Raw genomic sequence first — 14256 nt, 5'->3', positions numbered from 1 at the left:
AGGCCGCGATGGCGATGTATCAGACAGATCCGCTATCGCGGCTTCGCGGTGCTCGTGCGCTCCTACAGGGTTTTAATTTCGCGCGTGAAGGATGGCGGTACAACACACCTACCGCCATCGTTGCCTTGCTCGTCAGCCTTTGGGAATACAATCCTTCACTTGAGCTGCAGGACCTCGATCCACAGCGCCCCTTTGCCCGACTCAGCTTCACTGGCGCGTTTGAGAGCGCCTTTCTCCCCTACTGCGTAAACCCCGACTTTATCGGCCTTCTCTCCCGTCACCAGCAACCACTTGCCGTTTGGTGAGAACGCGATATTGCGCGGTTGTTTTTCTTCCACCGGGTAGTTGTCCAGGAAACTGACCGCGCCGCTTGCGCTATCAACCGCAAAAGCCGAGACCGAGCTGGTGGTGCGTTCAGTCATCAACAGCAGCTTGCCATCCGGTGACAGGCGCAAATCCGCGGCCCAGATGCGAGGGGTCGGGTCATCCTTCAAGTCATTGTTGCTGGCGTCGCGCGCTTCACCGTGGACCAGCTTGAGGCGATCAGGAATACCGTTGGCGACGCTCTTCTGCGTCAGCGCACCGGTTTTATCGTCAATGGCGAAGGCGGTCACGGTGCCGCTCATCTCACCTACGACATAGAGGTAATTGCCGTCCTGAGAAAACGCCAGATGCCTCGGCCCGGTTTTCGTCGGGACGCTGACAAACCCGCTGCCAATTGGAGTCAGGGCGCCAGTTTTGGCATCCAGGCTGTATTGCAGCACATGGTCAGAGCCCAGATTGCCAACGTAGGCAAATCGATTGCTTGGGTCAGTTCTGACTGAGTGGGCATGAGGGCCGGTTTTGTAGGTCTGGATCTTCTCATCCGGCTTGTAGGTCTTGTCGATAGCCTGGACCGTAACGGCGTCCGCACCATAAGAGGCGCCCATCAGGTAATGCCCGCTGCGGTCGGTGGACAGATACGCCAGGCTTTCGGCCAAGGGGCCTCTGGATCGTTCTGACAGATGTCCGTTTTCAGGATCAATGCTGAAGCCGACCACTTGGAACGGCTTGACCCGCAATGCGGCAAACAACACTTTGCCGTCGGGCGTGATAGCCATCGGGTTGACCATATCCCCTGCTTTGGTCTGTTGCACCAGGCTCAACTTGCCACTGGCTTCATCGAGCTGATACTGGGAAATCATCCCGTCGCCCGGGCTGGATATGTAGGCGAAAGTGGTTGCTTGTGCTTGCATGCTGAGACCGTAGACGATTGCTGCTGCCATTAAGAGAGGTTTGCTCACGTGTAATCCTTATTTTTATGGTCGTGATCAGACATCCTATGACCACTCAAAAAATACAGCAATTGCTGATTGCGGCGTTGGTGAAGATTAGATCGTTAGCGTGCTTTCTTTTGTCTTCTGCAATTGCCATGATGGGGGCACTCCCCACCGCCCGCCAGCGAAACGAGCCCATGTCAGCCGCCACCCCGCCCCCGCATCTCGCCCAGCCCAGCTCCATGACGGTCACCTTGCAGATCGTATCCATCGTCTTCTACACCTTCGTTGCCTTCTTGTGCATCGGCCTGCCGATTGCTGTGTTGCCAGGCTATGTCCACGATCAGTTGGGGTTTAGTGCGGTTGTCGCAGGTCTGACGATTGGCTCGCAATACCTGGCAACCCTGCTCAGCCGCCCCATGGCCGGGAAAGTATCGGACACCATCGGCACCAAGCTGGCGGTGGTCTACGGGCTGTCGGGCATTGTCCTCAGTGGCGTTCTCACCTTCGCGGCGGCTATGCTCGAGCACCTGCCCGGCACTAGCCTGACCATCCTGATTATTTCGCGCCTGGTCCTCGGCGTGTCCCAGGGATTGATCGGCGTCGGTAGCATTAGCTGGTGTATCGGCAAAGTCGGCCCTGAACATACCGCCCGGGCGATTTCCTGGAATGGTATCGCCTCGTATGGCGCCATCGCGATCGGCGCGCCTCTGGGTTATGTCATGAGTCACGAGCTGGGCTTTTTCACGCTCGGCATCGCCCTGGCGCTCATGGCTTCCCTGGCGTTGCTGGTCATTCGCAAACAACCTTCGGTGCCCGTGCTCAAGGGCGAGCGCCTGCCGTTCTGGTCGGTGTTCGGGCGGATTGCGCCGTATGGCCTGAGCCTGACCCTGGCATCCATTGGTTACGGCACCATAACCACGTTCATCACCCTCTTTTATGTCAGTCGCGGCTGGGAAGGCGCGGCATGGTGCCTGAGCGTGTTTGGTGTGTGCTTCATCCTGGCGCGACTGTTGTTCATCAACGCGATCAATCGGCTCGGTGGTTTCACTGCAGCGATCCTTTGCATGGGGGTAGAAACCCTCGGCCTGGTTTTGCTGTGGGTTGCACCCAACACGGGATTTGCCCTGACGGGGGCCGGGCTCACTGGCTTGGGATTGTCGCTGGTTTACCCGGCATTGGGCGTCGAAGCGATCAAACAGGTCCCGCCCACCAGCCGCAGCGCGGGCCTGAGTGCCTATGCGGTATTTTTTGATCTGGCACTGGCGATTGCAGGCCCGATCATGGGCGCGATTGCGCTGGGCCTGGGTTATTCGTGGATCTTCTTCTTTGCATCCTTGTTGTCACTGGCCGGATTGGGCTTGACGGTACTGCTGTCCAGGCGCCCCAGGCTCTGACTCACCACACGGGAAAAAAGATGAACTGCCATTGCCGGTGTCAGTCCGACGTACATACCCTGTGAAGGAGAATGTACGTGCCTGCTCACCCCGCTGGCTCCAACGCCGATGTAGTGGATATGACAGATCTGCCGGACATTCATCGTCTGCGAGTCCTGACGGTCAATACGCACAAAGGCTTCACGGCATTGAACCGGCGCTTCATCCTGCCGGAACTGCGCGAAGCCGTACGTGCCACCAGCGCTGATCTGGTTTTTCTGCAAGAGGTCCAAGGCAGCCATGACCGACATGCATCACGTCACCATGACTGGCCGGACACCCCGCACTATGAGTTCCTTGCCGACAGCATGTGGAGTGACTTCGCTTATGGCCGCAATGCGGTCTACCCGGACGGGCACCATGGCAACGCGTTGCTCTCCAAGTACCCGATTCTGCACCACCGTAATCTGGATATTTCAATTACTGGCCCTGAGCGACGCGGTCTGCTGCACTGTGTTCTGCAGGTACCGGGGCATGACGAAGTCCACGCGATTTGCGTGCATTTGAGCCTGTTGGAAAGCCATCGCCAGTTGCAATTGGACTTGCTGTGCAAACTCCTGGACTCCCTGCCCAGCCACGCGCCGGTAATCATCGCCGGGGATTTCAATGACTGGCAGCTTCGCGGCAATACCCGTCTTGCCCGGTGTGAATACTTGCATGAAGCCTTCGAGCGGCATCACGGTCTACTGGCCAAGACCTACCCTGCCCGCTTCCCGATGCTAAGGCTGGATCGGGTTTATCTGCGCAATGCCACCAGTCATGAGCCGCGAATTCTGGGCAATAAACCGTGGACACACCTCTCAGATCACTTGCCTTTGGCGGTTGAAGTGCATTTGTAATCGCGACTGCTTATTAAAAATCGATCACCTGCCCATCGGTCGGTCAAGTTCTTGACGTCGTACTGACTTGAACCTTCACTTGTATCGTTAGTTGTTGATGCAACAGGGAAACCGAAGTGACTGATTAATCAGCCCTTCGGTTATCGCGCGGTCATCTGGCACAACCCGCCCCGTCGGAGAGCCTTCCTGACCCCGCTTCAGGGAGATTCGCTCGTGAAAACAATAATGGCCTTCTTTGCTGTGGGATTTATCTGTACTCAGACCCACGCAGCCTGCGACCCAAACTCCTCCCCGGCCGGTGCCGTACAGGTTTGCGACAGTGGCAGCAGTGCTTCGGTCGTGCGTACAACGGGCGATAATGTTCTGCACTTTCCCGCCAACGGCACCGGGTCGATACTTGGCAGCGTGACCTACGGTGCAGGCAATGACCGGGTCGACATGAACTCGGGCAATGTTACAGGCAGCTTCAATCTCAACGACGGGCTCGACAGCTTTACCATCACCGCTGGCACAGTGGCTGGCGACGTCAATCAGGGGTCTGGCCGCGATGATTTTGTGATGTCCGGCGGCAGCCTCCGCGCCCTGGCACAAGGTGACGGCCTGGACACGTTCCTAATGAGCGGCGGCACCATCAGCAATGCATTCGAAGACGGTGACAGTGCCCGAATGACCGGCGGCACCATCGGCCGGGTGGACATGAAACTCGACGATAATCTGTTCGACATGTCCGGCGGCACGATTGTGGGCAACCTGGTGACGGGCTTTGGCAAGGACACCATCATCTTGTCAGCGGGTCGGATTGGCGGCTTCATCAGCGTCAGCGGTGGGGACGACAGTGTCAGTGTGAGTGGCGGCGAAGTGGTGGGCGAAATTCGCACCAGCTTTGGCAACGACAGCTTCAATTGGTTGAACGGCGGCACCCTGCGTAGCCAAATTTTAATGGCTGACGGCGATGACACCGCGACATTGAGCAACCTTGATGAAGCGATTCTTGGGCCCAATCCACTGCTTGATGGCGGAGCCGGGATTGACCAGCTGACCTTAAACACCGTCAGCACTGCCCTGCCCGGCCGCTACGCCAATTGGGAAACCTTAAACCTTAACAATGGCTCGCGCATGGATCTTGCGGCGGGGAATCTGGTTCTGGGCGATACCGCCAGTAGCACCGGAGTCTTCAATATAGATCCCAGCAGCACGGTGACATCGACGGCAGGCGCTGTCAGGCCTTTTACCAGCGGCGAGTCAGTCACGCTGAACAATGCCGGAACGCTGGATCTCACCGCCGGCAACAGCACCAGCGATACCCTGACCGTTCAGGGCAACTATGTCGGCAACAATGCGCGCCTGTTATTGCAGTCCGTATTGGGCGACGACTCATCACCCAGCGATAAGCTGGTGGTCTCTCAAGGTGCGCTATCCGGGACGACGCAAGTCAATGTCAGAAACCTCGGCGGCCTGGGTGCCGCGACGCAATTGAACGGAATCGAAGTAGTCCAGGCGGTCAATGGCGCAGTCAGCGCCGACACGGCATTTTCCCAAGGCAATTCGTTGTCCATCGGCGCTTATGAGTACTACCTGTTCAAAGGCGGGGCAACTGCAGGGTCGGAAAACAGCTGGTTTCTGCGCTCGACGGTACTCTCTCAGCCGGCAGCCCTGGCCATCCCCGAGGCTCCTGCCGAGCCTGTCCCACCAGTGGAGCCTGGCGCACCTGAGGAACCCGCACCGCCCGTTGCGCCCATTGCGCCTGGGGTTCCGTCAGCCCCGGTAGCCGTACAACCGGCTGCTGTGGCCCCCGTGCCCGCCATCGGAACCCCGCCTTTACCCGCGCCCGTACGCGGGGCGGCACCCATCCCTCTGTACCGGTTGGAGGTGCCCAACTATGCGGTCGTGGCGCCGGCCGCTTCGACCTTGGCACTTCTCTCCCTGGGGACTTTTCACGATCGTCAGGGTGAGCAGAGTTTACTGACCGAAAACGGTTGGGCTCCCGCAGGCTGGGCCAGGGTGTTCGGCAATGATTTCAAACGCAGTTGGTCCGGCACCGTCGCCCCGAGCCTGGATGCCTCGCTCAAGGGCTATCAAGTCGGGCACGATCTCTATGCCTCACAGCTCCAATCAGGCCAGAACCAGCGGCTTGGCCTGTTTGTTGGTCACAGCCGTCTGGACGGCCATGTCGATGGCTTCGCCGAGGGCTTCAAGGACAGACGTACCGGCAAGCTGAAACTTGAAGGTGATAGCGTCGGGCTGTATTGGACGCTGACGGACCCGATGGGTTGGTATTTCGACGCTGTGGCCATGGGCACACGACTGGATGGCTATAGCCGTTCGGACCGGGGCGTACGGATCGATACCGAAGGACATGCTGTTACGGTTTCTGTGGAGGCTGGCTATCCTGTTCAGGTTTCGACCAATTGGGTGGTAGAACCTCAAGCGCAACTCATCAACCAGCACATCAACCTGGATAGCCAGAACGATGGTATCTCCGCAGTCTCTTTTGACTCCCAGGCGTGGAACACAGGCCGTCTTGGGGCGCGTCTGAAGGGGCGCTACATAGCGCGGGGCATGCCACTCGAACCTTATGTCAGGGCCAATGTGTGGCGCAGTTTCGGGGGCTCGGACACCGTCACCTTCAATCACACGCAGAGCATCAAGACCGAGCATCGCTCGACCACTGCTGATCTGGGCTTAGGTTTGGTAGCCAAAGTTTCGAAGAACGTGAGTGTCTATGTCAGTGCCGACTACAGCAGCAACCTGGACGACAATGATCTGGAGGGCGTGGTTGGCAATCTGGGTGTGCGGATGAGTTGGTAAAACGCAGGTTTCGGCAGCTTCAATTGCAGGTTTGAAAGGCTAGCGCCAGATGTGTGGGAGCGAGCTTGCTCGCGAAGAGGCCAGTACAAACATCGCAATTGCATAGCCTGGCTTATTGCTTTCGCAAGCGAGCTTGCTCCCACAATTTCGAGGTGGCGCGTTAATCACACCACCTCGAAAACCCTAGGTATCAACCCTCGCTAGCCTTCGGCTTGAGAATCAGCACGGCCAACGGCGGCAGATTCAGCGCCAGAGACACCGGCATACCGTGGCTCTTGATTTCGTCGGCATGCACGCCGCCGCCATTGCCAAGGTTTGAACCGGCGTACATTTCAGCGTCGCTGTTGAGCAATTCCACCCAGTTGCCGCCGTACGGCACGCCCACTCGGTAACCTTCCCGCGGCACCGGCGTCAGGTTGGCGACCACCAGTAGCGGCTCTCCTTCCTTGCTCCAGCGCATATACGCAAACACGCTGTTGGCTGCGTCATCGCCAATCACCCACTGAAAACCCATGGGCTCGGTATCGCGTTCATGCAAGGCCTTTTCTTCGCGGTAGATCCGGTTCAGATCACTGACCAGCTTCTTGACGCCGATGTGCTCAGCGTATTGCAGCAAGTACCAGTCCAGTTGCTCGTCATGGTTCCACTCGCGCCACTGACCAAACTCGCAGCCCATGAACAGCAACTTCTTGCCGGGATGGGTCCACATGAACGTCAGGTAAGCACGCAAGTTGGCAAACTTCTGCCAGCGATCGCCGGGCATCTTGTCGATCAGCGAATGCTTGCCATGCACTACTTCATCATGGGAAATCGGCAGGATGAATTTCTCGGACCAGGCGTACATCAGCCCGAAACTCAGTTCGCTGTGGTGATGGGCGCGATGGATAGGGTCCTGCTGCATGTAATGCAACGTGTCATGCATCCAGCCCATGTTCCATTTGTAAGAGAAGCCCAAACCACCCTGTTGGGTGCTCTGGCTGACCCCAGGCCAAGCCGTGGACTCTTCAGCAATGACCAGCGCGCCAGGCACTTCCAGAGCGACAACGTCATTGAGATGGCGCAGGAATTCGATCGCTTCCAGGTTCTCGCGACCACCGAAACGATTCGGCACCCACTCGCCGGCTTTACGGGAGTAGTCGCGGTACAGCATTGACGCCACCGCATCCACCCGCAGACCATCAATGTGGAAATGCTTGAGCCAGTGCAGACCGGAGGCCAGCATGAACCCGTGAACTTCAGTGCGACCCAGGTTGTAGATCAGCGTGTCCCAATCCTGATGGAAACCTTCCTGGGGGTTGGCGTACTCATACAACGCCGTGCCATCGAACTGCGCCAGGCCGTGGGTATCGGTAGGAAAGTGCGCGGGCACCCAATCGAGGATCACGCCAATTTCAGCCTGGTGACAGGCATTGACGAACGCTGCGAAATCCTCCGGCGAACCGTAGCGTGCCGTCGGCGCAAACTGCGCCAGCAACTGGTAGCCCCATGAGCCCCCAAACGGGTGCTCCATGATCGGCATCAGCTCGATGTGAGTGAAACCCAATTCCTTGATGTACGGAATCAGCCGGTCACCCAATTCGCGCCAGTTGTACTGCCGCCATTGAGTGCCATCTTCGTTCTGCTCCATCTGCCAGGAGCCTGCATGCAACTCGTAGATCGATAGCGGTGCACTGGCGCTGTGACGCTCGGCACGGGATTGCAGCCACTCATCATCCTGCCAGTCGAATTGCAACGGACCGGCAACTTTCGACGCGGTGTCTGGCGGCATGGTCGTCGCCAGCGCCATCGGGTCGGATTTCAGTGGCAGGATGCCATGAGCGCCAAGGATTTCGAACTTGTACAGTTCGCCAGCCTGCAAGCGCGGAACGAAAACTTCCCACACTCCAGTCGGGTGGCGCAGGCGCATTGGGTGACGGCGACCGTCCCAGTTGTTGAAGCCGCCGACCACAGAAACCCGGCGGGCATTGGGTGCCCACACGGAAAACCGCACGCCATCAACGCCATCGACGCTTTTCAACTGAGCACCCAGGCAACTGCTCAAGTCCCGGTGATTGCCTTCAGCGAACAGATATAAGTCCATTTCGCCGAGTAGCGGGCCGAAGCTGTAAGGATCTTCGGTGATCTGCTCGCCGCCCGCCCAATTGATCTTCAGTAGGTACGGCTGCACTTCAGGGAAGCGGCCGACGAAGAAACCGGGTACTTCACTCATTTCCAGCGGGCCCAATTCGTGACCGCCATCGCGGGCCAACACAGTGACACTCAACGCGTTGGGCAGATACGCACGGATGATCTGGCCGTTGGCACCGTCGCCATGGGGGCCCAGGATAGAAAACGGATCATGGTGTTCGGCACGGATCAATGCATCCATGTCTACAGTGGCGGGCATCAAACGTGGGCCCGCACCGGTTTTGTCAGGCGCATTCATCAAGACTCTCCATCAGACAGGTTCAGCAGTCCACGCAACCCTTGCAACGGCACGGCTAACCAGCTCGGGCGGTTTCTGGCTTCGTAGACTACTTCGTAAGCGGTTTTTTCCAGGGTGAATAATTCAAGCGCAGCGCTTTCACCCTTGGCGTCTTTCCAGGCATGTGGGATTTCGACCGTGACCGAACGATAACTTTCAATAAATGCTTCGCGAGCCTGGCTTAAATAGGTATCAGCAACCAGCCGCCGTGCAGCGCTGGCCTCCGGCGAGGAGTCCACGCTCTGCGCACTGCGCACGGCCATGGCCGCAGCGTAGTCGAAAGAGCGCAGCACACCGCTGACATCCTTGAAGGGGCTGTACTTCGCGCGACGCTCCTGAACCGAGCGAGCCGGCTCGCCCTCGAAGTCGATCAGATAGGCATCGCCCTTGACGACCAGCACCTGACCGAGGTGCAAGTCACCATGGACTCGAATACGCAGCCCACCCACCGAACGCTTGGCCAGTGCCTGCACGTGAGCCAGAACCTTCTTGCGATTGGCCAACAGATCATTGACCAGTTTCTGGTCAACGGGCTCCAGCGAAGCTTTGTTCTGCTCCAGCAATTGCAGCGCGTATTCCATTTGCTCGGCCACACTTTTGCCGGACGCCAGGCTGTCCTTGGCGCTGGTGACTTCTACGGCAAAATCCGGATTGTCGGTAGACGCCGCCAACACCTGATGCATTTCGCCAAGACGTTTGCCAAGGTTGGCGGCGAAATCCGCGAGTTCCAGCAAGGCGTTGTAATGCTGCTCCTGGCCGGAGACGCCGTGGGACATCTCATCCCGCACGGCGCGTTCCAGGTTGTTCTGGGTCCATTCCCAGGCATCGCCCTGATTGCTCAGATAACCTTGGGCAATCATCAGCAGGTTGTGCTCGCCATCGTTACCGACCCGAACTACTGATCCCAGCAGAGGCGAAATATGCTGATAACCGGCGTCAGTCAGGAACGCGCCCATTTCCAGCTCCGGGTGAATCCCCGGGCTGACCCGACGCAGCATTTTCAGCACCAGACTGCCGCCTACCACTACCGAACTGTTGGACTGCTCGGCGGACAGGTAGCGCACTTCTGACTCATTGCTCAGGGCCAATGGCTCTAGCAGCGCAGTGTGCTCAAAGCGCAACTCCCCTTCACTGCTCGGCAGAACCGTTTGCACCTGCATCCCATGAATCACCGCACGAATGAAGGTCTCCAAGGTGAACGCATCAGTGATCAGACCCACCTGACGCCCACGACGAACCCTCGCCAGCGCCAATTGTTGAGGCAATGCGCTGCTGATGTCATCTTCAGCCAGCAACCCGAACGGCAGTTGATAGCGCGCGCTCTGGTCGCCCGTCGTGACTTCGATTTCGCTGAGCAGCACCGGATGTGCGGCGTCACCGAAGCGCACTGCGTAGGCGATGTGAACCTTGTCGATAGCCTGATCCTTGGACGCGAACCAGCGACGTTTCGGTAAGTAAACCGCCAGGGAGTTTTGTTCCATGGTGCTGCGCAGCGGTTCATCAAGGAGTTCTTCGAGGCGTTTTTTCAGGACCATGGTCGGGAAGTCCGGCATGCTCTGGGCAGGTTCCACGTGCCAACTTGGCATTTGGTTTTCCGACGCCAGCAGGAACCAATAAAAACCATAAGGCGGCAACGTCAGCAGGTAATTCAGCTGCCCTATGGGCGGGAACGCGCTGCCACCGAGCATTTCCACCGGAACCGTTCCGGCATAGTTGGAAAGCTCAAGCTCTGCAGCTTGCGAAGCGCTGGAGACGTTGGCTACGCAGAGAATGATCTCTGTGTGGCCATCGGCCCCGGTGTATTCACGGGTGTAGGCAAGAATCCGGCGATTGCTCGGCGATAGCATTTTCAATATGCCGCGTCCGAACGCCTTCTGCTGCTTGCGCACGGCCAGCATGCGCCGGTTCCAGTTAAGCAGGGAATGCGGATCATTGTTCTGGGTTTCAACGTTAACCGACTGGAAGCCATACAGCGGGTCCATGATCGGCGGCAGCACCAGGCTGGCCGGATCGGCGCGGGAGAAGCCACCGTTACGGTCGATGGACCACTGCATCGGGGTGCGAACCCCGTCGCGGTCACCAAGGTAAATGTTGTCACCCATGCCGATTTCATCGCCGTAATACAGGGTCGGTGTACCTGGCATCGACAACAGCATGCTGTTGAGCAGTTCGACACGACGCCGGTCGCGTTCGACCAGAGGGGCCAGACGACGACGAATGCCCAGGTTGATCCGGGCGCGGCGGTCTGCCGCATAGTAATTCCACAGGTAATCGCGCTCGCGATCGGTGACCATCTCAAGCGTCAGCTCATCGTGGTTGCGCAGGAAAATCGCCCACTGACAGTTCTCCGGTATTTCCGGGGTCTGGCGCAAGATGTCAGTGATCGGAAAACGATCTTCCTGGGCCAATGCCATGTACATGCGCGGCATCAAGGGGAAGTGAAACGCCATGTGGCATTCATCGCCGTCCTTGCCTTTGGTATCGCCGAAGTACAGCTGAGTGTCCTCTGGCCATTGATTGGCCTCGGCCAGCAGCATGCGGTCCGGGTAATTAGCATCGATTTCCGCGCGGATCTTCTTCAGCACCGCGTGGGTTTCGGGCAGGTTTTCGTTATTGGTGCCATCGCGTTCAATCAAGTACGGAATCGCATCCAGACGCAGGCCATCGATGCCCATGTCCAGCCAGTAGCGCATCACTTCAAGCACCGCCTCCATCACCTGCGGGTTATCGAAGTTCAGATCCGGCTGGTGGGAATAGAAGCGATGCCAGAAGTACTGCTCTGCCACCGGGTCCCACGTCCAGTTGGACTTCTCGGTATCGAGGAAAATGATCCGCGTGCCGTCGTACTTATGGTCAGTGTCCGACCAGACGTAGAAGTCGCGGGCCTTGGAGCCCTTCTTCGCCGCCCGCGCTTTCTGGAACCACGGGTGTTGGTCCGAAGTGTGGTTGATGACCAGTTCGGTGATAACCCGCAGGCCGCGTTTGTGGGCCTCGGCAATGAACTTCTTGGCGTCAGCCATGGTGCCGTAGTCGCTGTGGACCCCGCGATAGTCGGCAATGTCATAGCCATCGTCGCGCCGGGGCGACGGGTAGAACGGCAACAGCCAGATGGTGTTGACGCCCAGCTCCGCAATGTAGTCAAGCTTGGAGATCAGGCCAGGAAAGTCGCCGATACCGTCGTTGTTGGAATCGAAAAACGACTTTACGTGAACCTGATAAATCACCGCATCCTTGTACCAGAGCGGGTCCTTGATGAAAGCCGCGCTCTTGGGTTTCTTCGCCATGGTTCGTGCCCTGCTGCTAGATCGTGGACTGGATACGCCAGATGCCAAAAGGCTGGTACGACGGGTCAATGCGCATGAACTGATTTTTGCCGTACCAGGTCCAGCGGTGCCCGGTCATCAAATCTTCACCAGTTGTTGCCGCATCGTCTGGCAAGCCCATTTCCCACAATGGCAGCTCGAAGCCCGCTTCCTGAGGATTGAACGGGTCAAGGCTGACGGCGACCAGAATGAAGTTGCTGCCGTCGGCACTGCGCTTACCGAAATACAGAATGTTGTCGTTCCACGCGGTATAGAGCTTCAGGCCCAGGTGAGTCTGCAGGGCCGGATTCTGCCGTCGAATTCGATTGAGCTGGGCGATCTCGGCAATGATGTTGCCGGGAGCGGTGAAGTCGCGCGGGCGGATCTCGTACTTTTCGGAGTCCAGATACTCTTCCTTACCCAGCACCGGAGCCGACTCGCAGAGCTCGAAGCCCGAATACATGCCCCACAATCCAGAACCCATGGTGGCCAGCGCGGCACGAATCAGAAAGCCGGCACGGCCGGAGTCATGCAGGAAGTGCGGATTGATGTCCGGCGTATTGACGAAGAAATTCGGCCGGTAGCAATCGCGCCATGGGGTCTCATTGAGCTGAGCGAAATATTCCGACAATTCAGCCTTGGTATTGCGCCAGGTGAAGTAGGTGTAGCTCTGGGAGTAACCGACCTTGCCCAGACGCGCCATCATTGCAGGCTTGGTAAACGCTTCAGCAAGGAACATCACTTCCGGGTATTGGCTGCGGATATCGGCAATCATCCACTGCCAGAACGGCAATGGCTTGGTGTGCGGATTATCGACGCGGAAGATCTTTACACCCTCTTCGACCCAGCCCAGCACGACGTCGCGCAACTCCAGCCAGAGGCTCGGAATGGCATCAGGGGCGTAGAAGTCGACGTTAACGATGTCCTGATATTTCTTCGGAGGGTTCTCCGCATAGCGGATGGTGCCGTCCGGGCGCCATGAGAACCAGCCCGGGTGCTGCTTGAGCCACGGGTGATCCTGGGAGCACTGGATGGCAAAGTCCAGGGCGATTTCCAGTCCATGCTCGGCGGCTGCGGCCACCAGGTCGCGAAAATCTTCCCGACTACCCAGTTCCGGGTGAATGGCTTCGTGACCGCCATGCTCGCTGCCAATGGCATATGGGCTACCGACGTCATCCGGGCCTGCCGTCAGAGAATTGTTCGGCCCTTTACGGTGAGCACGACCAATGGGGTGAATCGGCGGAAAATACAGGACGTCGAAGCCCATGTCCCGAATCATCGGCAAGCGGTTATGCACGTCGTTGAAAGTGCCATGGCGCTTGGCATCGTCGGTGATCGAGCGCGGAAACAGCTCGTACCAGCTGGCAAACTGGGCCAGCTCACGCTCCACATCCAGCGGGAATTCAATGCTGCTGCTCAAAAATGCATGATTGTCTGCCTGGCTCATCAAGCCCGACGTTTCGCTGTTCAGCAAAATTTCGACCTTGCCCTCACCTTCGGCACGCTCCAGTTCGCCAAGTACCTGCTCAATCTGCTGCTTCAGCTCACCATGGCTTCGCGCGGCCGCATGCTCCAGGTGGATGCGGCCCTCGGTCAATTCCAGCTCGATGGACACGCCCGCACCGAACTTTTTCTCCAATTCATAGCGATAGCTGCCGAACTGATCGATCCAGGCTTCGAGCTGGAACACATAACGGCTGACGCTGTCCGGCGTGAACTCGCCAATCCAGCTGTCGTTACCCAACTCCTGCAATGGAGCGGTGTGCCAGTGTTGTTCGTCGGCTGCGCGCCAGCGGACCTGTACGGCCATCTTGTCGTGTCCGTCGGCGAACACCTTGCTGGTCACGGTCACGGGCTGACCGACTATTGCCTTGGCTGCGAACAAACCGTTATCGATCACCGGCGTGGTGTCTTCGATCACGATACGCGGCAGCTGCAAGGCTTGGGTCAAGGTTAAAGGCTGAGTCGGGTGTGGAACTTCACTGGCCAGGGAATCCGGGCCGTATGGCTGATCAACAGTATTCATCGAGCATCACTCCTCACGCCCCAGGGACGCTCCTGTGCAATCCATGCATTGATTGATGTTGGGCAGCCATCGAAAGCCCGCTGCCTGACAAAATGGTGCGACCGTATCCCGTCCACACGGTAAAT

At 58.1% G+C, this 14256-nt stretch carries 7 protein-coding genes; 3 read left to right on the top strand and 4 right to left on the bottom strand.

Translation table 11 applies throughout. From position 1 onward, the window contains the following. Positions 1 to 155: 155 nt before the first annotated feature. On the bottom strand, positions 156 to 1283 hold the full coding sequence (locus tag IV01_RS16000; RefSeq protein WP_229636106.1) for a lactonase family protein: 1128 nt from the start codon (positions 1281 to 1283) through the stop codon (positions 156 to 158). 170 nt (positions 1284 to 1453) lie between these two features. On the opposite strand from IV01_RS16000, the gene IV01_RS16005 reads away from it, so the two are divergent. The 3 genes from IV01_RS16005 to IV01_RS16015 all read left to right on the top strand — a co-directional run bounded on the left by IV01_RS16005 (position 1454) and on the right by IV01_RS16015 (position 6339). After that, entirely contained in the window at positions 1454 to 2653 is a 1200-nt protein-coding gene (locus IV01_RS16005; RefSeq protein ID WP_032627710.1) for an MFS transporter, read from the top strand. A gap of 119 nt (positions 2654 to 2772) precedes the next feature. Beyond that, entirely contained in the window at positions 2773 to 3531 is a 759-nt protein-coding gene (locus tag IV01_RS16010; RefSeq protein WP_032627771.1) for an endonuclease/exonuclease/phosphatase family protein, read from the top strand. A gap of 225 nt (positions 3532 to 3756) precedes the next feature. After that, positions 3757 to 6339 carry an autotransporter outer membrane beta-barrel domain-containing protein gene (locus tag IV01_RS16015; protein WP_050507403.1) on the top strand — a complete coding sequence of 861 codons (2583 nt, stop codon included), beginning with the start codon at positions 3757 to 3759 and terminating at the stop codon, positions 6337 to 6339. A 190-nt stretch (positions 6340 to 6529) separates the two neighbouring features. Here IV01_RS16015 and glgB read toward each other — a convergent pair whose 3' ends face one another. From glgB to IV01_RS16030, 3 genes are read right to left on the bottom strand one after another with little or no spacing between them, the layout of a single operon-like run. Continuing rightward, positions 6530 to 8764 carry a 1,4-alpha-glucan branching protein GlgB gene (glgB, locus tag IV01_RS16020; RefSeq protein WP_032627708.1) on the bottom strand — a complete coding sequence of 745 codons (2235 nt, stop codon included), beginning with the start codon at positions 8762 to 8764 and terminating at the stop codon, positions 6530 to 6532. Then, complete coding sequence (gene treS / locus IV01_RS16025; protein WP_032627706.1) at positions 8764 to 12087, bottom strand: maltose alpha-D-glucosyltransferase; 3324 nt, start codon at positions 12085 to 12087, stop codon at positions 8764 to 8766. Before treS ends, glgB begins: the two co-directional genes overlap by 1 nt. 16 nt (positions 12088 to 12103) lie before the next feature. Then, positions 12104 to 14131 (bottom strand): alpha-1,4-glucan--maltose-1-phosphate maltosyltransferase, encoded by a 2028-nt coding sequence (locus IV01_RS16030; protein WP_032627705.1) that lies wholly within the window; start codon positions 14129 to 14131, stop codon positions 12104 to 12106. Positions 14132 to 14256 lie beyond the last annotated feature (125 nt).

The organism is Pseudomonas syringae (assembly GCF_000737245.1).
Lineage (GTDB): Bacteria > Pseudomonadota > Gammaproteobacteria > Pseudomonadales > Pseudomonadaceae > Aquipseudomonas > Aquipseudomonas syringae_J.
This window is presented reverse-complemented; position numbering and strand designations above follow the sequence as displayed.

Excerpts from the sequence above, each read along its gene's own strand:
- glgB (WP_032627708.1), bottom strand. The coding sequence starts at position 8,764 with ATGAATGCGCCTGACAAAACCGGTGCGGGCCCACGTTTGATGCCCGCC.
- IV01_RS16030 (WP_032627705.1), bottom strand. The coding sequence starts at position 14,131 with ATGAATACTGTTGATCAGCCATACGGCCCGGATTCCCTGGCCAGTGAA.
- treS (WP_032627706.1), bottom strand. The coding sequence starts at position 12,087 with ATGGCGAAGAAACCCAAGAGCGCGGCTTTCATCAAGGACCCGCTCTGG.
- IV01_RS16010 (WP_032627771.1), top strand. The coding sequence starts at position 2,773 with ATGACAGATCTGCCGGACATTCATCGTCTGCGAGTCCTGACGGTCAAT.
- IV01_RS16005 (WP_032627710.1), top strand. The coding sequence starts at position 1,454 with ATGTCAGCCGCCACCCCGCCCCCGCATCTCGCCCAGCCCAGCTCCATG.
- IV01_RS16015 (WP_050507403.1), top strand. The coding sequence starts at position 3,757 with ATGGCCTTCTTTGCTGTGGGATTTATCTGTACTCAGACCCACGCAGCC.